The 26,339-nt window shown below is 56.0% G+C and carries 18 protein-coding genes; 16 read left to right on the top strand and 2 right to left on the bottom strand.

Annotated elements, in window-relative coordinates; translation table 11 throughout:
* Position 1: 1 nt before the first annotated feature.
* From DC28_RS10305 to DC28_RS10260, 10 genes are all read left to right on the top strand, one after another.
* Positions 2-1,120, top strand: a complete 1,119-nt coding sequence (locus DC28_RS10305; protein ID WP_037548138.1) for a sugar ABC transporter substrate-binding protein — start codon at positions 2-4, stop codon at positions 1,118-1,120.
* Positions 1,117-2,796, top strand: coding sequence for a sensor histidine kinase (locus tag DC28_RS10300; RefSeq protein ID WP_037548136.1), 1,680 nt, complete (start codon positions 1,117-1,119; stop codon positions 2,794-2,796). The genes DC28_RS10305 and DC28_RS10300 overlap by 4 nt, the downstream gene beginning before the upstream one ends.
* Entirely contained in the window at positions 2,789-4,300 is a 1,512-nt protein-coding gene (locus tag DC28_RS10295) for a response regulator transcription factor (RefSeq protein WP_037548135.1), read from the top strand. The genes DC28_RS10300 and DC28_RS10295 overlap by 8 nt, the downstream gene beginning before the upstream one ends.
* Entirely contained in the window at positions 4,293-5,321 is a 1,029-nt protein-coding gene (locus DC28_RS10290; RefSeq protein ID WP_052078752.1) for a D-xylose ABC transporter substrate-binding protein, read from the top strand. The genes DC28_RS10295 and DC28_RS10290 overlap by 8 nt, the downstream gene beginning before the upstream one ends.
* A gap of 294 nt (positions 5,322-5,615) precedes the next feature.
* Complete coding sequence (locus DC28_RS10285; RefSeq protein WP_037548133.1) at positions 5,616-6,638, top strand: sugar ABC transporter substrate-binding protein; 1,023 nt, start codon at positions 5,616-5,618, stop codon at positions 6,636-6,638.
* A gap of 181 nt (positions 6,639-6,819) precedes the next feature.
* Positions 6,820-8,352, top strand: a complete 1,533-nt coding sequence (locus DC28_RS10280) for a xylose ABC transporter ATP-binding protein (protein ID WP_037548131.1) — start codon at positions 6,820-6,822, stop codon at positions 8,350-8,352.
* 3 nt (positions 8,353-8,355) lie between these two features.
* The gene (gene mmsB / locus DC28_RS10275; protein ID WP_052078751.1) at positions 8,356-9,549 is read left to right on the top strand and encodes a multiple monosaccharide ABC transporter permease; all 1,194 of its coding nucleotides are present in this window, start codon (positions 8,356-8,358) and stop codon (positions 9,547-9,549) included.
* A gap of 70 nt (positions 9,550-9,619) precedes the next feature.
* Entirely contained in the window at positions 9,620-10,669 is a 1,050-nt protein-coding gene (locus DC28_RS10270) for an oxidoreductase (protein WP_037548129.1), read from the top strand.
* A gap of 143 nt (positions 10,670-10,812) precedes the next feature.
* Positions 10,813-13,041 (top strand): SpoIIE family protein phosphatase, encoded by a 2,229-nt coding sequence (locus DC28_RS10265; protein ID WP_037548128.1) that lies wholly within the window; start codon positions 10,813-10,815, stop codon positions 13,039-13,041.
* Between the two features lie 9 nt (positions 13,042-13,050).
* Entirely contained in the window at positions 13,051-13,710 is a 660-nt protein-coding gene (locus tag DC28_RS10260) for a metal-dependent transcriptional regulator (RefSeq protein ID WP_037548127.1), read from the top strand.
* A 295-nt stretch (positions 13,711-14,005) separates the two neighbouring features.
* On the opposite strand, the gene DC28_RS10255 is transcribed toward DC28_RS10260, so the two are convergent.
* Both DC28_RS10255 and DC28_RS15660 read right to left on the bottom strand, forming a co-directional pair.
* Entirely contained in the window at positions 14,006-14,761 is a 756-nt protein-coding gene (locus DC28_RS10255; RefSeq protein WP_052078750.1) for an endonuclease III domain-containing protein, read from the bottom strand.
* A 15-nt stretch (positions 14,762-14,776) separates the two neighbouring features.
* Positions 14,777-15,478, bottom strand: coding sequence for a metal-dependent transcriptional regulator (locus DC28_RS15660; protein ID WP_052078749.1), 702 nt, complete (start codon positions 15,476-15,478; stop codon positions 14,777-14,779).
* A 250-nt stretch (positions 15,479-15,728) separates the two neighbouring features.
* Here DC28_RS15660 and DC28_RS10245 point away from each other — a divergent pair, with 250 nt between their 5' ends.
* The 6 genes from DC28_RS10245 (at position 15,729) to DC28_RS10220 (ending at position 26,333) form a co-directional block, all read left to right on the top strand.
* A complete protein-coding gene (locus DC28_RS10245) occupies positions 15,729-16,847 on the top strand; it encodes a response regulator (protein ID WP_037548125.1) in 1,119 nt (372 codons plus the stop codon).
* A gap of 3 nt (positions 16,848-16,850) precedes the next feature.
* Positions 16,851-21,452: a PAS domain S-box protein gene (locus DC28_RS15655; RefSeq protein ID WP_052078748.1), complete on the top strand. Its 4,602-nt coding sequence runs from the start codon at positions 16,851-16,853 to the stop codon at positions 21,450-21,452.
* 216 nt (positions 21,453-21,668) lie between these two features.
* On the top strand, positions 21,669-23,144 hold the full coding sequence (locus DC28_RS10235; RefSeq protein WP_037548124.1) for a TolC family protein: 1,476 nt from the start codon (positions 21,669-21,671) through the stop codon (positions 23,142-23,144).
* The gene (locus DC28_RS10230; RefSeq protein WP_037548123.1) at positions 23,141-24,391 is read left to right on the top strand and encodes an efflux RND transporter periplasmic adaptor subunit; all 1,251 of its coding nucleotides are present in this window, start codon (positions 23,141-23,143) and stop codon (positions 24,389-24,391) included. The genes DC28_RS10235 and DC28_RS10230 overlap by 4 nt, the downstream gene beginning before the upstream one ends.
* Before the next feature lie 11 nt (positions 24,392-24,402).
* Entirely contained in the window at positions 24,403-25,149 is a 747-nt protein-coding gene (locus DC28_RS10225; RefSeq protein WP_052078747.1) for an ABC transporter ATP-binding protein, read from the top strand.
* Entirely contained in the window at positions 25,146-26,333 is a 1,188-nt protein-coding gene (locus tag DC28_RS10220) for an ABC transporter permease (RefSeq protein ID WP_037548122.1), read from the top strand. The genes DC28_RS10225 and DC28_RS10220 overlap by 4 nt, the downstream gene beginning before the upstream one ends.
* The last annotated feature ends 6 nt before the right edge of the window (positions 26,334-26,339 follow it).

Below are 26,339 nucleotides of genomic sequence, written 5' to 3'. Positions count from 1 at the left end.
CATGCAGCAAAACCATCCCCCGTATTACCTTGTGGGGACCCTCCTATTCGGTGCGGCCTTCATCGCCTGCACCGTCTTGTTCATCATTCTCACCACCCAGGCCCGGGGTTTGTTCCGGTCCCGGGCCCCGGAGGACCAGACGAGCGGGGTGGAATCCGCCGCCCCGAGCAGCCACCTGGCAGCCATCCTTCCCGACGACTCCAGCAGCTTTTCCGAGAGCCTCGAGACGGGGATGCGGGCCCGCGCCCAGGAACTGAACCTGCTCCTTGAAATACGTCGGGCAAAACCCGAGGACCAGGAGTTAAATGCCGCCTTTTACCTGAAAAATGCCATTCTCTCCCGGGTAGATGCCATCCTGCTGTACCTCATCGATCCGAATCCTACCATCATGGACCTGATTGAAGAGGCGTGGCAGCTGGAAATCCCAGTCATTACCATGGTGAACGATCTGCCCCAGAGCAGGCGCAGCGCCTTCGTGGGGCCTAATTCCTACCAGCTCGGTGTGGTAACCGCCACCATCATCCGTCAGTCCTGGCAATCCGGCACCATCGGTCTGATTCTGAACCAGGCCCAGGGAGAGGATTTGAATCAACATAACGAACTCCTGCTCCAGGGAATCAATGCCTCCCTCTTCGGTATAGACCGCTACACCCTGCTTCCCCCCTTTCTTTCTCCGGGAGATCAGCTCAGCGGCGAGTTGGTGATGCAGGAAATCCTCCAGGGTGATCATTTGGTAGATATAATCGTATCTACCAATCCCAAGGATACCCTGGGGATTATTCAAAGCCTCACGGAAAACAATATGGTCGGGGACATCGGGATAATCGGCTACGATATGTCCGGAGATTTGGAGCGGTACCTCGCCCGGAGGATCGTTCACGCATCCCTGAACCGGCTACCCTGGCATGTGGGATACCGGTCCGTACACACCGCCTTTCAGATGAAAACCGGGCAGGATTATGAGAATCCCCTGGATCCGGGAATCATTATCCAGTTCGCCAGAGATTTGCAGTACACCAACCCCTCAGAAGACTCCGAACCAGGGGAACCCTCCTCATCCCGGAGTCCGGAATCCCCAGACCAACCCGAAGAAATCTCCCTCTCCGGAGTACGCCAATGACCCGGAGAAACCGCCGCTGGAGTCTAGGCCACCTCATCTACCGACTCCGGGTTCCCAGCATCCGCAGCCGGGCCGTCCAGTTTTTTTTGATTACCCTGCTGCCCGTCCTGCTGACAACCACCACCATGACCCTCAACTCCCAGGGCCTGCTCTCCGTGGCGAACCAGCTATTCTCCAGTAACGTATTTTTTGATTCCATGGAACATACCTTGGATGAGGCTACCACAGCCCTGGGGGACTACCTTTCCACCAACAATTCGGACAGCCTCAAATTATACCTGCAAAACTCCGCTGAAATCCGCCGCATGGGCCAGGCAATTCCCATGAGCAATGCCACACCGCCGGAGGTTGAAACAGCGGATAGCCGGAGCCAGAGGGGTCAGAGCACCAGGATCCTCCGGAAAAACATCCAAGCCCTCACCAGCCAGTACCTCATCCAGGGGGACGCGGCGGTGGCCGCCCGACGGGGCCGGTTTGTGGAACGCTACATCGCCCACTACCGGGAAGCGGAGCTGATAAACAGCTTCATCTCTAAAACCATCCAGGAACTCAACCAGAACGAACTGGCGCAGAATATCCTCCAGTACCAGCTGTTCAGCTCCCTCTTCAGTAAAATTCAGCTTCTGGGCACCATATTGACCCTGCTCTCCGCCTTCTTCGCCCTCTTTTTACTCACCTATTCCACCTACCAGATTTCCGAGCCCATCATGAACCTGGCGGACGGGGCGGACGAAATCGCCGCCGGCAACTTTGAATTGCCAGATTTTAACCCCCGGGGATTTGACGAGGTAATCCGCTTGGCCACCGCCTACAACACCATGAAAGCCAGCATCCTGGACTACATTGCCCAGATTAAAGAAAAGGGAGAAATCGAAAAGGGGCTTATGGAGCAGCGTCTAGCAAATCTGCGCATGCAGCATCTGCTGAAGAGTGCGGAAATCCAGGCCCTCCAGGCCCAGATTAATCCCCATTTTCTGTTCAACACCCTGAATACCGGGGTACAATTGGCCATCGTGGAGGGCGCCGAGCGTACCAGCTCCTATCTGGAACACCTGTCAGAGGTGTACCGCCATAACGTCCGGCACATAAACCGGGCCAGCACCTTGAAGGAGGAGCTGGAGGTCCTGGATAGCTATATCTACGTGGTCCAGATCCGGTTTGCAGACCGCTTCAGCTTCCGGCACGCTGTCGATCCGGATTGCAGAGGCGTTGGAATCCCCTCCATGATTCTTCAACCCCTGGTGGAGAATGCCCTGGTGCACGGGCTGAAGGAACGGGAAACCGGGGGTGTGATCGAGATAAAAGCCCGGAAGGTCATGGCGGATTTTAACCGGGAAGATGTTTGGCATCCCGGCCCCTTGGATTACCACGCAGACCCGGAGATCCTGCCCGATGCCCGCAGTCTGCTGAGCACCGCGGTTCTCATTGAGGTCCGGGACAACGGTCGGGGCATGGACGTGCCGAGCATGGAGGAGGCCCTGAACGAGGATCTGATCGATTACAGCTTCAGCGGCGAGACCCCCGAGGGCCGGAACCCCGGCATCGGAATTCGGAACGTAATCCACCGGATCCACCTCTTCTTCGGACGCCGGGGTCTGGTTACCATCGAGAGCCAACCGGGACAGGGTACCGCCGTAAAGATGGTACTTCCCTACGAGGAGCAGATTGATGAATGACGTAAAAATTGTGCTGGTGGACGATGAGGCTCCGGTATTGGAGGGGCTGAGTGTGATCATTCGTAAGAACTTTCCGGAACTATCCATCGCCGCTACCGCCCGGACCGGAAGGGAGGCGGTGGACCGAATCCTGGATACCCGGCCGCAGATAGCCCTCATCGACATCCATATGCCGGGTATGAACGGCCTGGAGGTTATCCGGGAGGTACGTCAGCAATTCACCTCCTGTATCTTCATCCTGGTAACCGCCTACGAGCGCTTTGATATTGCCCGGGATGCCTTCGGCCTGGGGGTGTACTCCTACCTTCTGAAGCCTGTCCGGCAGAATAAGCTGGTGGAAACCATTGAGTCTGCCCTTACGGTGATTCAACAGCAGCGCCGTAAGGATCAGCGCATGGAGGACAGCAGGACCCAACTCGAACGCGGTCAACGGCTGCTGCAATACGGCCTCCTCTCCGCCCTGACCCATCACGAGCCGGTGGAACACCTCATTCCCCATTACTGCGAGCTTCTGGGAATCCGCGAGCAGGGAGGCCGGATCATTTTAACCGAGCTACCGGCCATGCCTGGAGACCTGGAACGGGCCCACGACCAGATTGAGGAGCAGCTCCAGTACCGGCTCCGGGCTCTGGGCGGGGTGCCCGACGGCCATCGGCGGTTCTACCTGATTCCCATGAACCAGGATTTCACCATCGACCTGGTGCAGTACACCCTTTCCTGCGGCCAGCAGGCCCTCCAGGGATGGGGCGTCTCCCAAGCCATCCTCGTGGGAGCCGGGAACTATTACCCCCTCTCACGGTTGGGCCAATCAGCCCGGGAGGCCGTGGACCGCCTGCTCTCCTCCAAATACGATGACACCCTCCAGGGCGGTTTTGAAGAAACCTATACCCTGAAGCGAAACGATCTCCTCCAGGCTACCGCGAAACGGCGCACCGAACTGGCCCTCCAAGCTTGGGAAGCCCTCTTCTCCCACCTCCAGACCCGGTACTCCACCTGGCCGTCCCCAGGGCTGCAGACCCGGGTGGTACAGAGCTTCGCCCTGATCCTCCACACCGCTGAAATGCCCATGGCGAACCTCTCGGAGGAAATCTACTCCAACCCCGATCCGGAATCCCTCTTGGATTGGGGACGCAGCCGTATCAGGGGCATCATTGATTCCATGGCCTTCGCCAAGCGCTACTCCCCCATCATCACCAAGGTCATCGAACATCTGCAAAGCCAGTACCCCAACCAAATCAGCCTGGAGGATGCTGCGGATTTTGCCGGGGTAAGCCCAAGCTATCTCAGCAGGCTCTTCACCGAGGAGGTCGGTTCGACCTTCGTTGAGGTTCTCACGGGCATCCGTATGGAGGCCGCCAAGGTCCTGCTCTGCGAGCCCGGCGTTTCTGTTAAGGAGGTCAGTTACCAGGTGGGCTACAGCGACCCGAACTACTTCAGCCGGATCTTTCGCAAGGTTACCGGGGTAAGCCCCACGGAGTTCAGCGAGGGGGATCACCATGACTAACCCGGGAGCCCGCAGGATAGTGGGCATCATATGCATATTCGGGGTGATTCTCAGCCTTCTGGCATGTCAGGGGCAGGAGGAACCCGAGCCATCCCGGCCGATCCGTATCGGGCTTTCCCTGGACAGCCTGGTGGTTGAGCGCTGGACCCGGGACCGAGATTATTTCATCCAAGCCGCCCAGGACCTGGGGGCTGAGGTTCTGGTAGAAAACGCCATTGAGGACCCCTTCATTCAAATCGCCCAGATTCAAAGCCTCATCACCCGGGAGGTGGACGTCCTGGTCATCGTTCCGAACCATGCCACCCTGCTCTCGGGGGTTGTCCAGGAGGCGAAAGCCAAGGGAATCCCGGTGATTTCCTATGACCGGCTCATCCTGGATGCCCCGGTGGACCTGTACCTTTCCTTCGAAAACCGCCAGGTGGGCCGCATCATGGCTCAAACCCTGGTAGACCACGCCCCCCAGGGGAACTACGTCATCATCAACGGCGCCACCTCCGACCATAACAGCATCATGTTCAACGAGGGATTTTTCAGCGTTCTGAATCCCGCCATCGACCGGAGAGACATTCAGGTGGTGGCGGAGCTCTGGCCCGAAAGCTGGCGGAACGAGGAAGCCCGGGACTTCATGAATGAGCTGCTAGAGCAGGGAGTGGTCATGGATGCGGTCATCGCTGCCAACGATTTTCTAGCCGAGCAGGCGATTCAGGCCCTGGCAGAGCGGCGTCTTGCGGGGATCATCCCCGTAGCAGGCCATGATGCGGACCTATCGGCCTGTCAGCGCATCGTCCGGGGCACCCAGTTGGTAACGGTCTACAAACCCATTCGGAAAATTGCCCAGGAAGCAGCCGAGGCGGCGGTCGCCCTGGCATCCCAGAAGCCGGTGGTTCCCTCCCGGTTCATCGACAACGGCCATGATTCCATTCCCTTCATCGCCTTGGACCCGGTACGGGTAACCAAGGAGAATATGGATTCCACAGTCATCGCCGACGGATTCCACCGCTCCGAGGATGTCTACCGGTAGGCATAGCATGACGGTCTCTGAGGCAGTCATCCCCGGATCAGCGGGAATTTCCGCCGTCGGGGGCTAGTGCGGGACTTCTGCGGCCGCTACGGGGCTTCTGCGGCCGTCCCTCCCACATCTGGATTTTTTTTTCAACAAGTTTGTCCTGCTTCGCCGAAACCAGGCCCCGGTTTTTCACAACATTTTCCAGAACCTTATAAATTTTTCCTCATGACAGTCCAGATTATCCAGGGTTAGCCTGTCTTCAACACGGCAGGAGGCCGTGAAAGACAATCGTTTCTTTAGGAGGAATCTATGAAGAAGTACCTATTGGGCCTGTTGGCTCTCGTACTGGTATTCGCAATGGTCGGTCCTGTATTCGCCGGAGGTCAAGGTGAAGCAGGTTCTGACAAACTGGTAATTGGTCTGTCCCTTCCCACACAGCGGGAAGCACGGTGGGTATCAGACAAGGAAACCATGGAAGCATATGCCAAGGAAAAAGGCGTTGATCTCCGGGTAGCCGTTGCCGATGCCGACATGGCACAGCAGGCTTCTCAGGTTGAAAACCTTCTTGCCCAGGGCATTGACGTTTTGATCCTTGCTCCCCACGATGCTTCAGCTGCTGCGTCATTGGTTGCCAAGGCAGATGCCGAAGGAATTCCTGTAATTTCCTACGACCGTCTGATCACTAACACTGACAAGCTCGACCTCTACATCTCCTTCGACAACGTAAAGGTTGGAGAGCTCCAGGGTGAATGGCTGACCAAACAGGTTCCCGAAGGTGATTACATCATCATGTCCGGTGCACCCACCGACAACAACGCTCGTCTGTTCAAGCAAGGTGCTATGAAGTTCATCCAGCCCCTCATCGACTCCGGTAAAATCAACGTAGTTGCTGACCAGGCTGTTGACAACTGGCTGCCTGCAAATGCTCTGAACATCGTTGAAAACGCCCTGACCGCCAGCGGAAACCAGGTTGATGCTATCCTGGCTCCCAATGACGGAACAGCCGGTGGTGCCATTGTAGCTCTCGAAGCCCAGGGTCTTGCTGGCCAGGTTCCCGTTACCGGTCAGGACTCAGAAGCCGCTGCTGCAAAGCGGATCATGGAAGGAACCCAGGGAATGACCATCTTTAAGGACACCCGTCTTCTTGGCCGCGCTGCCATCGACGCTGCTATCCAGATGGCCCAGGGAAACAAGCCCACCACCAATGCTACTACTGATAACTTCAGCATCAAGGTTCCTTCGAACCTGCTGACTCCTTACGTTGTAACCAAGGACAACCTTCAGGAGCTGCTCATCGACAGCGGTTACCTCAGTGCAGACGTGCTGAACTAAGGCCGATTCGTACAGAGGCAAGGCGGGGTTTTCACCCCGCCTTCTTTCTTCCCGGCTATGTGTCGGATGCAGATACGGGGAAGAAGGGGAAGGACACCGGCGGTAGCCGGAGGGTGATCCAGGGGAGATACCGCCGGGGTCCATTCCCATAGAACGACACCGAAATAAAGAGTGAAACAAAATGAGTGAATACATTTTAGAGATGCAGAACATTACCAAGGAGTTTCCCGGTGTACGTGCCCTCGACTCAGTTAACCTGAAGGTTCGCAGGGGTGAGATTCATGCCCTGGTCGGGGAAAACGGCGCGGGAAAGTCGACCCTCATGAAGGTGCTCAGCGGGGTTTATCCCGCAGGTACCTATGAGGGAAAAATCCTGGTGGATGGACAGGAAAAGCATTTTTCCACCATCAAAGACAGTGAAAAATGCGGAATTGCTGTTATCTACCAGGAATTGGCACTGGTTCCCTTGATGGATGTTGCTGAAAACATCTACCTGGGAAGCGAAAAAGCCGGAAAAACCGGCGTTATAAACTGGGCTGCCTCCTATGCCGAAGCAGCAAAGCTCCTCAAAGAGGTAAAGTTGGATGTTAATCCCCATACCAAATTAATCAACCTTGGCGTAGGAAAACAGCAGCTCATCGAAATTGCAAAGGCCCTGGCGAAAGAGACCAGTCTGCTCATCCTGGATGAACCGACTGCGGCACTTAACGAGGCCGAGAGTGAAAACCTCCTCAATATCCTCCGGGAATTGAAGGCCAAGGGAGTAACCTGTATCTACATCTCCCATAAATTGGAAGAGGTCCTCTCCATCGCCGACTCAATTACCGTATTGAGGGACGGAAACTCCATTGCGACCCACGATCAATCCGAGGAGGAAGGCGGCGGCTGGACTCAAGACCGGATAATATCTCTTATGGTAGGCCGAACCCTCACCCAACGCTTTCCCAAGATCGACCACACCGCCGGTGAGGTGGTTATGGAGGTTAAGAACTGGAGCGTAGACCATCCTGAGATTCCGGGCAAGAAACTCATCGACGATGTGAGTTTCCAGATTCGGAAAGGGGAAATTCTCGGTCTCGCCGGCCTTATGGGTGCCGGAAGAACAGAACTCTCCATGAGCCTCTTCGGTGCCTTCAAGAGCAAGGCAACCGGCGCAATTTACCTTGAGGGTAATGAGATTACCATTAAGGATCCTGCTGAGGCTATCAAACACGGGTTCAGCTATGTAACCGAGGACCGGAAGGCCATGGGTCTGGTTTTGGGGATGAACATCCTCGAGAACACCACCTTGGCCAGTCTTCTCCATGTAAGCCGACGGGGGGTTCTCAACAAGCTTGAAGAAATCAAGCAGACACGACACTACGTTAAGCAGCTGAATGTAAAAACACCAACGATTCAGCAAAAGGCACGGAACTTAAGCGGAGGAAACCAGCAGAAGGTAATCCTCGGAAAATGGCTCATGACCGAGCCCAAGGTGCTCATCCTCGATGAGCCTACCAGGGGTATTGATGTGGGCGCTAAGTTCGAAATCTATAACATCATGAACGACCTGGTTGAGCAGGGAGTAGCGATTGTCATGATTTCTTCCGAACTCCCAGAGGTTCTGGGGATGAGTGACCGGATCCTGGTCATGCATGAGGGACGCCTTACCGGCGAATTAACCTCTGCAGAGGCAACCCAGGAAAAGGTTATGTATTACGCAACAAGGGGATAAACCATGAACGATTTAACCAAAAAGCAAGGGCTTGGCCAGGTTATCAAGGAGCAGGCCGGGCACAATCTAAAACAGTATTCCATGTTCCTGGCATTGATCGGAATTTGGATTATATTCAATATCCTGACAAACGGTATCTTCCTGAGCGCAAGAAACCTGTCCAACCTCTTCGTACAGACCAGCTACATTGCAATACTGGCAGTCGGAATGGTTCTGGTTATTGTGGCAGGGCATATCGACCTGTCGGTGGGTTCCATCGCCGGATTCACCGGTGCCATAGCGGCCATTCTCCAGGTTAACTTCGGCTGGGCTACCATTCCGGCCATCGGAGCGGCTCTGGCTGCAGGACTCTTAATCGGGGTTTGGCAGGGCTATTGGATCGCCTACAGGAATATTCCGGCATTTATCGTAACCCTGGCGGGCATGGTTGCCTTCCGTGGTGCGCTTATCGCCATTACCCAAGGCCAAACCATTGCTCCCCTCCGGGATGATTTCGCCGCGCTGGGATCGGGGTATGTTCCGAAAATCGTAGAGACACTGAAGTTCAACGATACAACCCTCATCCTTGGATTAATAGTTATCCTGATTTATGTGGTCATGGATTTACAGTCCCGGCGTAAACAGATCGCCTACGGATTCGATGTGCCGCCCATGAGTTACCAGATTCTGAAAATGGTGCTTATTTCTTCCATCATTGCAGCCTTCTTCGGCGTTCTGATGATTTACCGGGGAATGCCCTACGCGATCCTGGTGGTATTCGCTCTGGTAGTGTTCTACAGCTTCCTTACCAACAACACCGTTTTCGGACGCCAGGTCTATGCCCTGGGTGGAAATAAGGAGGCAGCGCGCCTCAGCGGTGTCAATATCCGCAGCAGAAACATGTGGATATTCATCAGCATGGGGTTCCTTTCAGCCCTTTCCGGTGTGGTATTCACCGCCCGACTGAACGCTGCGGCATCGAGCGCCGGAAACCTCTTTGAGCTCGATACCATTGCAGCAGCCATTATCGGCGGTACCAGTACCATGGGTGGTGAAGGTACAGTCGTAGGCGCCATCATCGGTGCCGTGTTAATGGCAAGTCTCAACAACGGCATGAGCCTCATGAATATTTCAGCCGACTGGCAGATGATATTCCGGGGACTCATTCTACTCCTGGCGGTATGGTTCGATATTGCCAGCAGGAAGAAGGGAAACTAGGTACCGTTACCGTATCCCGCCTGCTGCCCAGGGCAGGCGGGATTCTTTTAGGATCAGGAGATACAACACCATGAGTAACACCATACGCATCGGAATCATCGGCTTTGGGTTTGCAGCCCAAACCTTCCATGTTCCCCTCCTTCGGGCCCTTCCCGAGGAGTTCGAGATTACTGCTGTATCCTCCAGCAAGCCCGAGGCAGTCCACGCCGTACTGCCCCAAGCCAGGGTGTTTTCCAGTCCCCAGGACCTCCTTGCGCACCCCCAAGTGGATGCGGTCGTTGTTACCGCGCCTAATACCCTCCACTACCCCCTTAGCAGGGAGGCCCTGGCGGCGGGCAAACACCTGATTGTTGAAAAGCCTGCAACCATTACCGCTGCGGAATCCGAAGATCTTGCCGGAGCTGCCAGGCAAACCGGTCTGGTAGCCAGCGTTTTCCATAACCGCCGATGGGATTCGGATTTTTTAACCCTCAAGAGACTCCTACAGGAAGAGCGATTGGGAGATCTCAGTCATATTGAGCTGCACTTTGACCGTTACCGGCCCCAGGTGCGCCAGCGGTGGCGGGAATCTGATCAGCCCGGCGCAGGGCTGCTCTACGACCTCGGTAGCCACTTGATTGACCAGACTCTACAGCTCTTCGGTCTACCCCGGGGGGTTACCGCTGATATTCGGATCCAACGTACCGGGGGAAAATCTGACGATTATGTCCATCTGATTTTAGACTACGGGTCTTTCCCCGTAATTATCCACATTACCTCCCTCTGCCGGGGTCCGGGATTCCGTTACATCGTTAATGGTACCGAAGGCAGTTTGGTGAAATTGGGGTTAGATCCCCAAGAAGACCAGCTGAAACAAGGTGTGCGGCCGGATTCGGAGCTGTTCGGGGTGGAAGATAAGAACCAATGGGGCACCCTGTACCTGCCTAGTGATCATGACTCCACCGTTACCGCAACCCTGCGGCCCGAGAAGGGTAATTACCTGGGCTTTTACCGCGATTTTGCCGGAGCAATCCGGGGAGATAATGCAAATCCGGTGACCATTGATGAGGGTGCTGAAGTAATCCGCATTATTGAACTTGCACAACAGAGCGCGCAACTAGGAAAAACCATTCAACTGTAACCGCGCTGCAGTATATTCGTTCCTCCTTTACCCCGGCAGCCATGCTGTTATGGCTGCCGGGGACTTTTCGGAGTTTGGGATTATACTGTTGGTATAATACAATGTGTTTCTTAGGACACACTATGTAAAAGTAGGGGGTAGTTATGAACGATACACGGGTTCCCACACTCACCATGAGAAAAAGTCTCAGCGTTAAAATCCCCTTGATTTTAGCAGCAATCCTGATTCTGGCGGTTCTACTCCTGACCCTGGTAACCGCGGAACGTATTAAACAGCAGGTCTTCGACCGGGAGCAACAGTACCTGGAACTCAACGCCGGCAGTGTAGAAAAAATCATACGCTTACAGCTAGATTCAATTAATACCATTCTTTCAAGCTACGCCGATAATCCGCGGTTTCTGGAGGCCCTCGAAACAGGGACGGCCCGGCAGACCATCGGTTTGCTCAACAATGCCCGGGAGCTGTCCAACTACTTTGAAGATGTGATGCTGGTTGATCCCCAGGGCGTGGTTCTGGCCTCCGCCGGCCTTCGCAACCTGGGACTGCGGGTGGACAAACCCGAAACCGTCCAGGCGGCCCTGAGTCAGGGAACCTTGGTGGGAGATAGCCAAGCCTATATCTCCGGAGCGGGTAGTCCGGCGGTATCCATTGCCATGCCTCTGCTGGGCTCCTCCCTAGAGAAATCCGGCGCAATAGTAGCGGTCTTCAACCTGGAACGCTTTGCTATAGACTTTCTGAGTACCCTGAACTTCGGGGAGAGCGGGTTTACCTTCCTGGTAGATTCCCAGGGAGTAATTCTCAGTCATCCTGATCGAGATCTCATCTTAACTAGTGCGGCCCAGTGGCCGGGTATGGCGGCATTGTTCCGCCCGGAGAGTCCGGTACAGGGTTTCGCTGCTTATAAAAATCAAAACGACACGGATATGTACCTGAGTTACTACCGCCTGAATAATCCCAACTGGTACAGCATTGTCACCGATTCCGAGCAGGCCCTCAGCGCACCTGCCGATCAAATCACTATAATCATGATAATTTTCGGCTTGATTGCCGTTATACTCCTGGGAGGCAGTATTCTCCTGGTTCTCCGGATAGCCATCCTCAAACCCATCGCCGCCCTGCAGCACCAGATTTCCGCCTTTTCTCAGGAACGGGCCCCCATTCAGCCCCCGGAGAGTATCAATAACGAGATCCAGTTGCTGCGTCAGGCCTTCTCTGACATGGGTAATAAAATCCTGGAGAATACCAGAGAACTGGAGGAGAAGAATTCTCAGTTGGAATCCTACAACAATCAGGTACGTCTGGAGCTCACCACGGCTCAGCGTGTCCAGGAGGCGGTTATTCCCCGGCGGTTCCCCGCGGTCCGAAACCTTTCGACCTACGGGATCTATAAACCCATGGAGGAACTCGGGGGCGATTTTTACGATATGATTCGCATTTCCCGGGATCAGGTGGCGGTGCTCATTGCCGATGTTTCCGGACACGGGGTTCCTGCTGCATTAATAACCATGATGGCCAAGGTCTCCTTCACTACCCACAGCGTTCCGGGAGCCACCCCTAGCGAGGTTATGCGGGGGGTAAATAACGACCTATGTGCGGTAATCGAAGATATCGATCATTACCTAACCGCATTCTACGCCCTGATTGATCTCCACCAGGGAACCGTTGAGTATGCGAATGCCGGACACGGAGAAATTTGGCTCTTCAAGGGCGATGGCACCCACCGGGTACTCTCACCGACCGCACCCTTCCTGGGAAAATTCCCGGAGTTAGAGTTCGCTACCCGGCAGGAGCTGCTCGATGACCGGGATCGGCTCATCCTGTACACCGACGGCCTCACCGAGATCCGCAATGCCCAGGGCGAGTTCTTTACCGAGGACCGGCTCATTGAATCGATTTCCAACCAGGTTGAGCTGGAGCCCAAGGAGATGGCAGTGAGTTTGGTTGACGAGGTGCTGTCTTTCCGGGGAGATGCCCCCGCTACGGATGATATTACCCTGTTGATTCTGGGAATTACCTCGGGTAGTTGGGGTAAGGATATTGATACCGATGTAGCCGAGCACATGGCATATCAATCCCCGGAGGATCTAAAGGCCGCGAAGGAACAGTTTACCAAAGCGCTTTTGGAGTACCGGGATAAGAAGTTTAGCGTGTGTATTGAAACCCTTAAGACTATTAAGGATTCTTTCATCCATAAACACGAGCGCCAGAAGGTACTCAATCTGCTCGGTCATTGCTGCCTGAAAACCGGGAAACTCCAGGACTGCAAAATCTATTGGCAGGAGGCCTTGGACCTTGTTCCCGACAGCAAGGAACTGAAACGCAACCTGCAAATTGTTCAGCGGGAGCTTGATGCCCAGGGCAAAGGTGCATAGACTACCAGGGTGGCAACGAGTACTGTCGAACAGTATATAAAGGTCCTGTACCAATTGGAAAGCCGAACCGGACAGCGGGTCTCTACTCAGCAGCTGGCTGACGCCCTGGGAGTCACCCCAGGGACAGCGACGGTGATGTTGAAACATCTTTCAGAGATCCATCTGGTGGATTACCAGTCGAGGAAGGGCGGACGATTGAGTCAGGAGGGAAAGGACATGGCCCTCCGCCTGCTGCGGTATCACCGCCTGATTGAAACCTTTCTCTTTAAAACCCTGGGATATGACTGGTCGGAGATCCACGAGGAAGCGGAGGTGCTGGAACACGCCGTTTCGGAGCGCTTCATTCAACGAATTGACCAGCTTCTCGGGCACCCCAGGATTGATCCCCACGGTGATCCCATACCGTCCGAGTCCGGAGAGATGATTACACCCAATACCGTCCTGCTGTCGGATATCCCCTCGGGAACAGAATGCCGTATCGCCCGAATCCGGAACACCGAACCGGATTTTTTGCGCCTGCTCTTCTCCCAGGGCGTCACCCCGGGGAGTGTACTCCAGGTGGTCCAAAACATCCCCGCCGCGGAATCCATAACCCTGCGCTCATCGGAGATGAGCCGCGATTTTGCCCTGAGCTACCAGCTGGCCAAGCAAATTCTGGTGGAAGGCTGACCGGCTCCCTGAATCCCCGCCCTGCCCCGAGACCGTTTTCGCACCTCGGCTTTCTCCCCCCGAAACCCTTTCCACGCCCCCGACTCCACGTCCCGACTCCACGCCGCCCCAAACAGATCCCAGGAACCGTACCCGGGAGGTCGTGTGGGAAGGCTTGTAACCTACGGCGGATGTGGGGAAAAGATGTGGGGAAAGAACTGAGATTTTCCCAGGGTCGGTAGCATCGGGGTGAATAGGCACAACCCGTTGCCTAGGTGCCCGTTACACTGTACCTGTGGCATCGCGCGGAAGAGCCCTACACCCCCCGGCACATCCCCGACCCTGAAGGTCCGAGGGGACATGAAGCACAGACCGCCCGCTTTCCGCAGGCCAGGGATCCCAGGCGGACCAGCAGGGCATGAAACTCGTTATACACCCGAACATCCCTGGGGAGCTGATCCTCCAGCATCCCTGCCAGTTCGGCATAGGGCATCTGCTCGCTGGCGGTAAAATCACCCCCTAAACGAGGGAAGCCGCTGCCCGGATTCCCCGCAATTCTGGCCAGGATCCGCCGTTTATATTGATCCACCACCATGTGGGGCACACCGAAGGCATAGACCATCATACAATCTGCGGTTTCATCCCCGATCCCCCACAAGGAAAGGATCTCATCCCGCCGGGGAACCCTGGCTCCCCAGGGCTGCCAGTCTCGGGCGGTCACCGCTTCGGCCAGAATCCGGAGTTTTTTTGCCTTCTGGTTATAGTATCCCGCTGGATAAATCCGTTCCGCCAGGGTTTCGCCGGCAAGGATGGTGAACCGATCCGGGCCGGGAATTCTCCCCTCTCCCGAGGATTGGAGGGACCGCAGATTATCCAAGGCCCGCTCCACATTTCTCCAGGCGGTATTTTGGGTCAGAACCGCCCCAACCATGATCTCCCAGCGGGCAATCCCATCCAGGGGAACACCATCGTTCCTCCGGGGAATGTCAGCCCGACGGTTTACCGGCCACCAACCCTGGGGCCCCAGGCGAGAACGCAGATGAGTATAGAGGTTGAAAATCGGGGGTTCCATGGGCGGGCAGGGTTCCTAGGTGCTTAGGTATTCTACCCGAATATGCTTTGCCATATCCGGGGGGATTTCAATGTTCTCAGCCTCTCCGCTCTCCGGGCGGTGGAGAACTATCCTCAGCGGTTCAGTCTGGGTAACCGAAAGCCTGCTGCCCGGGCTGAGTTGGTGATTATAACAGAAGTGCAGCATTCCCGGATATGCCTCCCCTTCTTCGGTAATCCGCAACAGTCGCAGCTCTCGTTCCGGTTCAACAGCATCGAGTGCCTGGGCCTTGACCAGCCGCTCTTCGATGGGATCCTCGGGGAAGGGATTGCCGTGGGGGCAGGTGTGGGGCTTACCGAGTTTGTCGTAGAGGTACTCCGCAAGATCATCGGAAATAGCCCCTTGGAGCACCTTAGCCTCCTCATCCGCCTTATCCCAGGGATAACCGAGGGTCCGTACCAGGAGGTGCTCCACCAAATAATGGCGCCGGAGAAAGGTTACTGCCAGCTCTCGGCCCTTCTCCGTAAGTTGGATGGCCTCGTACCGGGGCTGAATAGTCAACCCCAGGCGCTTCAATCGAGAAATTCCCTGGGTCACTGCTGACCGGCTTACCTGCATCCAGTCGGCCAAGCGGGCGTTGGTAACCCGTCCGTATTCACGCTGAATCACATAAATATCTGTCAGGTACTCAATGGCTGCAGGAAACTGCTTCTGTAAATCCGCCGGTACATCACTCATAGGTTAAACTATACCACAAACTCCCCCTGATAGGGGATAAATCAACCCCTCGACCCGCTCCGTGTTAGAGCGGAGCCCCGGCTCACGGGACAGTCCCCGTGCCCTGGTTCGCAAATTTTCCTGCAGGTTGCTTGTGAAATCAATTGTTCCGCCCCATACTTAAGAATAGTTGGGTTGTGTGCAGTATCATGTATACAACAGTAGGCTCGTTACATTGACCAATCCCCTGGTCTGAAGGATGTTGCCGGAGATGGAACAAACAGATCTGCAAGACACCATACTAATCATTGATGATTCACCCTCTACCCTCGCCGTACTGGATGATATTTTGAACCCCTACTATCGGATTAAAGCGGCCAAGGAGGGCTATCGCGGTATCCAGATTGCTGAATCCGATGATCCCCCGGACCTTATCCTCCTGGACATCCTCATGCCGGAAATGGACGGCTATGAGGTATGCAAATCACTTAAGAAGAATCCCAGAACCCGGGATATTCCGGTCATATTTGTAACCGCCAAGGACGAAACTGAGGATGAAGCCCAGGGCTTAGAGCTCGGAGCCGTGGATTACCTGGTAAAACCCGTAGCTCCCCTGATCGTTCTGGCCCGGGTGCGGAACCACCTGGAACTCCGAGCCGCCAGGAACCACCTCACCCTCCAGAACCGCGAACTGGAGCGCAGGGTCCGGGAGCGTACCAAGGAACTGACCATCACCCAGGATGTGACCATCGCCAGTCTCGCCGGTCTGGCGGAAACCAGGGACAAGGAAACCGGCAGCCATATCTGGCGGACCCAGAACTACGTACGCACCCTGGCCATCTCCCTGCCCGATCTGCCCGGGTACGCCCAGCAAATCAACGACGAGGACATCTACCGGATGTACAAGTCCGCCCCCCTCCATGATATCGGCAAGGTGGGAATCCCCGATGCGATCCTCCAAAAGCCCGGCCCCCTGACCAAGGAAGAATTCGAGATTATGAAATCCCACACCACCCTGGGATACCAGGCCTTGCTTCAGGCGGAACAGTCCATCGGAACCACAAGCTTCCTCCGGTACGCCCGGGAAATCGTCTACACCCACCATGAAAAGTGGGATGGAACCGGGTATCCCCAAGGATTATCCGGAGAAGATATCCCCCTGGCAGGCCGAATTATGGCCATTGCCGACGTGTACGATGCCCTGATCAGTAAACGGGTGTATAAGCAGCCCTTCCCCCATTCCCTGGCTGTACAAACCATCCTGGATGGATCGGGAACCCACTTCGACCCGACCCTCGTCCAGGTCTTCCAGGGGCTCACCGAAACCTTCCGAAACATCGCCCGCTCCGGAGTAGAGCTGTCCGAAGAACGGGAAGCCCTGGAGCGGTAGATCATGAAACTCCGAACCCAGCTGCTGCTCGGCCTACTTGTTATTTCTCTGGTAGTCATGGGCAGCGGATGGCTCAGCCTCTATCTTCTCCAGAAATCCAGAGCCTACGAAGAAAGCCTGGAGATCCTGTACACGCGTTCAGCCGCTGCTACCCGTGAGCTGGATACCTACTTTGAGCGTACTAAATCGGACCTGGAAACCCTGGCGGGGATTCAAACGGTTTCCCAAGAAGACCACCAGGACTTCACCAGTTACCTGAATGCAGACCCCGAGGTCTTCACGCTATCACCAGGGCCCCGGGAACAGACAATCATCAACATCTTTAATGCCTACCGCCTGACCCACCCTGCGGTTAACTCAGTATACATGGGCAGGGCGAACGGCAGCTTTGTCCGCAGCCACCCGAGACAGCGCAACACTGCCTACGATCCGCGACTGCGGCCCTGGTACATCCAGGCTGCCTCCCAGGGCGGCAAGACCGTGCTCACCGAACCCTATCCATCGGTTACCGAAGATCTGGTCAATATTGGAGTAGTCCGGGCTCTGGTACAGCCCTCAGGGCAGGTGTACGGGGTCATCGGCATGGATGTTACCATGGATAATATCCGGAACATTCTCGCCGTACCCCCAGGCAATCTTTTTTGGTTCGGGTACTTCAGTACCGACGGCCGTAACACCGGTGTTCCCAGCCAATACCTGACCGATTTACCCCGGGGGCCGGAGCTCATGGACATCCTCGAGTCGGACCGGCCGGTTTCCCGTTCGTTAGGAAACAACCGGTACATCCTGAGTTCCCAGCGCCTGACCCAGCCTCCGGGGTTTCTGCTGTCCGCCATGTCTGAATCTATCTACCTAGACAAGCAGAATCACTTCATTCGATCCGGTATCCTCCCCCTGGGTATCAGCCTGGCCCTGATGGGGATTCTCATGAGTATCGCGGCATCCCGGTTGGTCACTACTCCCCTGGCAGCCCTGACCCGGGGGGTCCGAAGCCTTGGCGAGGATGGTTCCCAGGAATTCTCCCCCCATCACCATGGGGGAAGCGCGGAATTTCAGGAACTAAGCCAGGCCTTTTGGGAATACACCCGGCAAAACCGCAAGTACCAGGAGGAACTGGATACCCATAAACGCAGCCTGGAACAGGAGGTGGATAACCGGACAACCGAGCTTCAGCGTGCGCTACAACAGGCAGCGAACTCCGAACACCGGCTCCGGGAGATTCTTCGGACCGCCCAGGAAGGCTTTACCATCATCAATACCTACGGCGAAATCATGGAAGCCAATCCCGCCTTTTGTCAGATTCTGGATCGCCGGGAGGAGGATATTCTCGGCCGCCCCCTGGAATCCTTTATGGCTCCCGATGACAGCCGGCGCTGGGAGGAATCCTTTCAGGAGTTAGCGGGAACTGAGGGTTCCTACGATCTATGCTTCCAGAAATCCGAGGGCAGCCTGGTGCCGTGCCTCGTCAACCTTGCACCCATGAGTACCAATGACGGTTTTCAATTGGGCTCCTTCGCCCTGATTACCGACATTACCGAGATCCGGAACCGTGAGGCCCAGGTACGCCAGGCGGAGGAGCAGCTCCGGCTGCTCTTCGAATCTGTCCAGGAGGGGATTATTGAACTGGACGACCAGGGTCTGATCATGTTCAGCAATCCCGCTGCAAGCGCGATTCTGGGATACAGCCAGGAGGAGCTCAAGGGCTGCAATCCCCACACCCTCTTCCACCATACCCTGCCCGAGGGCTCCCCCTACCCCGAGGACCAATGCCCGGTCCTGCGAACCCGGACCCAGGGAACCGTGTATAAAAACGGCGATGAGCTGCTCTGGCGCAAGGACGGCACAGCCTTCAATGCCGAACTCTCCAGTGTTCCCCTCACCCGGGAAGGAGAGCAGATCGGCACTGTCATGTTGTTTCGGGATATCTCAGAGCTCATCGAAATGACCCGGGACTTCATTGCCATCCTGGAAAACGCCGGGGACTATATGTTCATCAAGGATGTCCAGGGACGGTACCGGGTTGTTAACCAGCAGTTCGCGCTACTCCTAGGATTCGCCCATTGGCGCGATGCCGTTGGCAAAACAGACTTTGAGATCTTCCCCCGGGAAATCGCTGAGGAATTCTGGGAAGAAGATAAAGAGGTCTTGCGAAGCGCCCAGCCGGTAACCGATCGGATCCACCACTACATCGGACTAGCGGGGGACAGCCGGTATGAGCGTACCAGCAAACGCCCCCTCTTCGACAGCCGGGGACGCATCCTCGGCCTCTTCGGGCTCTCCAGCGATATTACCGATCTCAAGCACCTCAACGATGAACTGAGCCGTTCTAAGGAAATCGCCGAACAGGCAACCAAGGCGAAGAGCAGCTTTCTGGCGAATATGAGTCATGAAATCCGCACCCCGATGAACGCCGTTATGGGGCTGTCCCACCTGCTCTCCCGGACGTCCCTCACAGCCCAGCAGCAGGATTACACCGATAAAATCACCCAGGCAAGCCAGAACCTTCTGGGGATTCTCAACGACATTCTTGATTTTTCGAAGATTGAGGCAGGGAAACTCAGTATTGAATCCACTCCCTTCAATCTTCAGGATATCATTGACGGCCTTGTGGGAGTCATCGGTCTGAAGTGTCAGGAGAAGAACCTGGAATTCATCCTCTCCCAGGGAACCGATGTTCCAATGATGCTCATCGGCGATCCCCTGCGGCTTCACCAAATTCTTCTGAACCTCTGCTCAAATGCCGTCAAGTTCACCCATCACGGGGAAGTCCGGGTGGATATTCAGGTAGCACGGTTCAACCGCCAGCGGGTGGTACTCAGGTTCTCCGTCGCCGATACCGGAATAGGCATGAGCCCGGCCCAGCAACATAATTTATTTGCAGCCTTTAGTCAGGCCGACAGCTCCATTACCCGGAAATACGGAGGAACAGGTCTTGGCCTATCCATTACCAAACGCCTGGTAGAAATTCAAGGCGGCACAATCTGGCTGGATAGCCAGCAGGACATAGGAACCACCTTTTTCTTTACCCTGGAACTGGGCCTGCAGGCAGATCAGGCTCAACCCCAGAGCCTGGCTGCTCCTCAGATCCTTCGGGATAAACGAGCCCTGGTGGCCGATGACAACGAAGCGATGCGGGAGGTCATGGCCCGCTACATGGAGCATTTCGGCCTCCAGGTGGACCGGGTTTCCTGCGGCCAGGACAGTCTCAAGGCCCTGGAATCCCACCCTCCGGACCATTACTCCCTCTTTCTGATTGATTACCAGATGCCCGACCAAGACGGTTTAAAAACCATCCGTGCCATCCGGGAACAGACAGGTCCGCAGTCCGATGCAGTCTTCATCCTCGTGACCGCCTTCGGGGACGAGCTCTCTCCGGACATTCTGGAAACCAACGGTGTGGATGCTCTCCTGAGCAAGCCGGTTAGCCAATCCCGGCTCTTTGATACCCTCATGGCAGTGTTAGGGGAGGAATTAAGGCCATCCAAGACAGGGGGTACCGCGTTGGATAAACTCAGTGCGGAACTCCATGCCCTCGGTAAAATCCGGATCCTGTTGGTGGAAGACAACGAAATAAACCGCCAAGTAGCCCGGGAAGTGTTGGAAGCCGAGGGGTTAGAAGTCCAAGAAGCCCTCAATGGACAGCAGGCCATCCAGGCGGTACAGGATGCGGCCAAAGCCTTGACCCCCCCGGATCTTATTCTCATGGACCTGCAAATGCCCGTGCTCGACGGCTACTCTGCAGCGGAAGAAATTCGCAAGGACCAGGCCTTTGGGAGCATTCCCATTTTGGCCATGACTGCTGATGCCATGGCAGGGGTTGAGGAGCAGGTGCATAAAGCGGGTATGAACGGCTACATCACCAAGCCCATTGTCATCGAACACCTGTTTCAGACCATGCTTAATCTCCTGGATTCCCGTGGTCAGGGCATTGACTCCCTGGAAATTCAAGAGGACCAGGCCGAGGATACTTCGATGGATATCCGGGATGACTCCCCCGCGGTACCGAACCTTCCCACCGTGGATAAGGCCGGGGCAATCCGCCGACTCCAGGGAAACTACAAACTATACCAGCGTCTTCTCCGCACCTTCTATACCACCTACCAGGATTTTACGGAACGGTACCAATCCCTAGCAGAGAGTTCCGGCCTGAAAGCACGAATTCGGGAAGTCCACACCTTGAAAGGCATCCTGGGCACCCTGGGCGCTCGGGAACTACAATCCGAGGTAGCTGCCTTGAACGAGGCTTTGCAAACCACTCCTGATGCAAAGGGCGTGGAAAAATTGGAAGAAACCATGCTTCAAGGCATCACCTCCCTAATTGAATCCCTGAAGGGATGGATTTCGACCCAGGACCTACCTGCAGAATCATCATCCCGATACGCATCTAACAGGTCACCCGACCAGCTCCGCCAAGGATTGGAGGACCTTTTAGCATTGATCTCCTCGAGCGATAGTGCAGCCCTTCCGCAAATCCGCGACCTATTATCCAACCCAGATTACCACACCTGGGAACAACCACTCTCAGAGATCCGCCAAGCCCTAGAGGATTTCGACTTCCCCAAAGCCCAGGAGCAGCTGGACCGATTAATCCAAGAGGAGCTGTAACAATACTACCCAGCTCCGGACAGTGGATACTTTTGTACCAGTTCAATCCCCTCCTATAGATCCTCTTGGTAGGGTTAGAAATCCAAAATAACCCCGAAATGCTGAGTCAGACAGGCCTGAAGGCCTGTAGGCGGCCTTGAATGGTGCACCTCCCAATAATTCACAAAAACAAATTCATTTTTGTTTATTTGGCACGCATTTTGCAAGTTAATCACCATGCAGCAGTACCAAAGGATTTCAACACACACCCTACGAACAGGAGCCTTCGGGCTCCTGTTCGTTCTTACCGTCGGCTTGGGGATGGTATCCGCCCAGGAATCATCCGTCCAATCCCTCCGGCTTGAGTCACTCATCCGGGCGGCTGAAACCACCAGTCCTGAACTTGAGCGTCTCAACCTGGAGTGGGAGCTCCTGGAAAACCGCGAGACCCTGCGGTTGGGAATCGAACAGCCCCAAATTTCTCTCTCCACCGGCACCCAGGGGATCAGCTACAGCAGCCGGACAGACCAAGGCCATTCAAGCCTTACAGCCACCCCGGTTGTCCAGCTCAATCTGCCCCGAAACCAGAGCCTCCGTATCTCCGCTCCCCTGGAGCTCGTTCCTCAGCTGGCAGAAGGGTCCTCCATCCAGGGAACCCTGGAATACCAGCTTACCCTGGACGACCTTGTCTCCATCCCGGACAGTGCCAGTGTAGAATACCGCCAGGGTTTGGAGGATAATCTTCGGGCTCATGCACAAACCCGCCTCGACATCGCCGCAACCATTATTGCAACCCTTCAGACGATCCACAGCGAACACCAGAAGATTCTCCAAGCTGAGAGTGCCCTGGAAAGCGTCGGCCAGAAGCTGGACACCGCCCGAAAGGTCGACAATCTGGCAGAGAGCAGTCTGGCTGTCCAGGAGTTGCTTGAGGAACAATTCTCCGGAGAGCTTACCATTTCACTGGCCACCCTCGCTTTGGAAGCCGGGGTAACAGAACTAGGGGAGCTAACCGGTATCTTGGAGCTCACCCCTGAAACCCTGCTCGCCATCCCCCTGGATCAACCCGATGAATCCCGGCTGCCGACAGTCCCTGCTCTGGCGGATCTGACTAGTCTCCGCACGGCCAGAGCTTCCCTGGAACGTATTATGATCCAGGATGCCGAAGCCATGGTGTCCTATGATCCCCAGGTGAGGCTTACCGCCGGAGCGGGGGGGAGGTATACCACCGACCAACTCTCCGGATCCCTTTGGGCCGGGGCGGTTTTGGAGAACCCCGGAGCCTGGGACATCGGACTCTCGGTTACCATGGGTTCAACCCAAAACCCCCAGGACCTATGGAACATCACCCTCTCGGGTTCCTGGACTTCGGAGAATACCAAGGAGGAAGCCCTCACCCGCCGGAACAGCCAAATCCAGGTCAACACCGCCCAGCTCGCCCTCGACCAGGCAATCTCCGAGGGCCAGAGGCAGATCCGAAACCTGGCAAGCCAGATAACCTCCCTAGAAACCGAGATTAAATCCTGGCGTCTGCAAACCCAGGTCCGTCAGACCGCCCTGGATAAAACGGCTCAAGCCGTTCAATCCGGCCTCTCCAGCGCGTCAGCCCTGGAGCAAGCCCGGCGGAACCTGGAACTATCCCGAATTCAGGGCCGCATGTTGGCCCTGAACATCCTATCCCTAGAAATTCAGCAAACAAGGATAACCCTATGAGACGACGAACCGTTATTATAATCATTTCCGTACTGGCCATTGTAATCCTGGGAGGGGGCACGGGAGCCTACATCCTCATCTCCCAGGCGAATGTCCCCCTCACTGGTGCTGCCTCAGACCAGTCTACAGACCGGAACCGTCCCGGGGATGGGGCAGAGCCAACCTCCGATCAGGCCAATCCAACCGCCCGGCAGCTCAGCCTCGCCCAGGATACGGCCATCTACCAGGTACAAGCCGCCTCGGCGCGCCAGGAGGTGGAGATCTCAGGTAATGTCCAGCCCCGGGAATCCAGGAACTACAGCTTTTCCCTGGCGGGTAGCCTAGAGAGTCTGGAGGTCCGGGAACAGCAGTGGATTGATCAGGGTGATCTTATCGCCCGGCTGGACAACAGTGAGCTTTCCTACCAGATTGCCGAACTGGAGTACCAAATTGAACAGGAGGCCATTTCCGGATCACCCCGTAAACTTGCCCTGCTTCGAAGCCAGCTCGCCCTCCTGGAAGAGAAGAGAACAAACTACCGGCTGTATGCAGGGTTCTCTGGATTGGTGGTTGAGGTGCCGGTGGAATCCGGCGATACCGTGGAGAAAGGAGGGACAATCGCCCGGATCATCACCAGGCACGACCTTATGGCCACGGTATCCGTTGACGAATTGGATGTTCCCAGGATCAAACCAGGGCAAGAGGTGCGGGTATACTTCGATGCCCTGGAAGATACTCCGGTCTACGGAGCTGTCCTCGAAATTGCCCAGGAGGGAACAGTCACCGGAAACGGCTACACCGTTGTGGATGTGGATATCAGCCTAGACCAGGTGCCGGAAAGTATCCTGCCCGGTTTTAGTTTCTCGGGCTCGGTGTTTGTTTCAGCCGAGGAACAGGCCCTGATTGTGGATAAACGGGCAGTCCAATCCCTCACGGAGGACCGGGGTATACTCTACCAGGTCGTTTCCCAGGATCCCCTCCGGGTTAGTCCTCTCCCGGTGGAAATCCAGGAACACAGCCTGCTGGAGTACCAAATCTCCGGAGAGGTTCAGGATGGGCTTCAGGTTGTTTCGGCTGCAGCGGCCGAGGAAGTCATGTCTCAACAGACCAGCGCCCAAAACGGCTTCTCTCTTCCAGGGCTGAGACTGCCTGGCAGCGGCCAGGGAAGCCGGGGAGGCGACCCCAGCCGCTTCGCACCCCCAGCAGACGGCCCAGCACCACCCAGCGGTAGCTCCGGCCCCACCGGCCCCTCCGGCACCCGGAATTAGGAGATACCGAGATGAAGCAGAAACCTGAAGGCATATCCCTTCTCAAGAGTCCGTCCGGCGAACCGGTTATCCGAACCGTCGACCTGGAAAAAACCTATCAGATGGGAGCGGTGCGGGTGGATGCCCTGCGGGGCGTTTCAATCACCATAAACCCCGGGGAATTAACCACCATAATGGGCCCTTCCGGATCCGGGAAGTCCACCCTCATGCACCTCATGGGCTGTTTAGATACCCCCAGCGGGGGATCAATTCTCATCGACGGAGAATCAACCGCCCGGATGCGGGAGAGCCAGCTGGCCCGGATGCGAAACCGGAAGATAGGCTTTGTTTTTCAGCAGTTTAATCTCCTGAACCGCACCAGCATCCTGGAGAACGTAGCAGCTCCTCTGCTTTACGCCGGTGTATCCCTGGCAAAACGCAAAAAACTCGCGGTCCAGGCCCTGGAACGGGTTGGTCTGGCTGACCGGGTACACCACAAACCCAACGAGCTCTCAGGGGGACAGAAGCAGCGGGCCGCCATCGCCCGGGCCATCGTTACCCAGCCGAGTCTTCTCCTTGCCGATGAGCCCACCGGTGCCTTGGACTCAAAAACCGGGCATCAGATCCTGGAGCTTTTCCAGGATCTCAACCGACAAGGACTTACAGTGGTCATGGTAACCCACGATCCCGAGGTCGGTGCTATGACCCGGCGGACCATCACCATCCGGGACGGCCTCATTGAATCGGATATCGGACCGGCAGGAGGAGTACAACCATGATCCTAGAAAACTTCAGATTGGCTATCCACAGCCTGACCTCTAATAAAATGCGGACCCTGCTTTCCCTGCTGGGTATTGTCATCGGGGTTGCCTCGGTAATAACCATCACCAGCCTGGGGGAGAGCGCCTCAGCCAGCGTTACCAGTTCTATTGCCCAGGCCGGTCTGGAAAACCTCACCGTTAGCCCCCGGGGCGGCAGCCGGGAAATCCGGGATAATTTTACCGGGGAGCTTATTGAACCCATCCTGCGCTTTATTCCGGATATAGCCACAGTCCTCCCCCAAAGCCAAACGGGGGTACAAATCCGCAGCGGCGATCAAACCTGGCAGGGAACCGCCAATGCGGTTCCCGCAGAGTTCGCTTCGGTCATGGACTACAGCCCGGAAGCCGGGGGCTTTTTTACCCAGGCTGACGAGGCTGCCAGGCGATCCTTGGTAGTCCTTGGATCCGAGGTAGCCGAGGAATTGTTTCCCGAAGAGGATGCCCTGGGTAAACGGGTCCGAATAACCGGGGGAGGACAGATCAGGACCTTCGAGATTATCGGGGTGATGGAAGAAAAATCCGCCGGTTTCGGGGTAAGCTACGACAGCGCCGTATACATTCCCTATCAGACCTACGCACAACGGTATACCCGCAGCTCCCAGGTAGGTTCTCTGTCCATCCGGATTATACCGGGAGCCGATCCCCTGGCCGTCCAGGCCGACCTGGAGGAGTTTCTGGATAAGATTCTTGGGGAGGGGAACTACCGGGTGTTAAGCCCGGCGACCATCGCCCAGACCGCTTCGGAGGTAACCGGAACCCTGCAACTCCTGCTCTCCGGCATAGCCGCAATTTCCCTGTTGGTGGGGGGCATCGGAATAATGAATATCATGCTGGTGGCTGTAGCTGAACGGACCAGGGAAATCGGGATCCGAAAGGCCATCGGTGCGGCTCCCGGGGTTATTATGGGGCAATTCATTATCGAGGCCGGGGTTCTTACCTCCCTGGGAGGAATTCTGGGCGTGGGAGTCGGGATGGGGGTCAGTCTGGCGGTTTCAAATACCCTGGGTTGGGCCTTTATGCCCAACACCGGGGCGATTATGCTGGCCCTGGGTGTCTCCACGGCTATCGGACTGTTTTTCGGGTTCTACCCCGCCTTCCGGGCAAGTAGACTGGATCCCATAAAGGCATTAAGTTATGAATAGGATCCC

Source organism: Spirochaeta lutea (assembly GCF_000758165.1).
Classification (GTDB): domain Bacteria; phylum Spirochaetota; class Spirochaetia; order DSM-27196; family Salinispiraceae; genus Spirochaeta_D; species Spirochaeta_D lutea.
The sequence above is the reverse complement of the archived record's forward strand: the minus strand, read 5'-3'. Positions and strand labels throughout refer to the sequence as shown.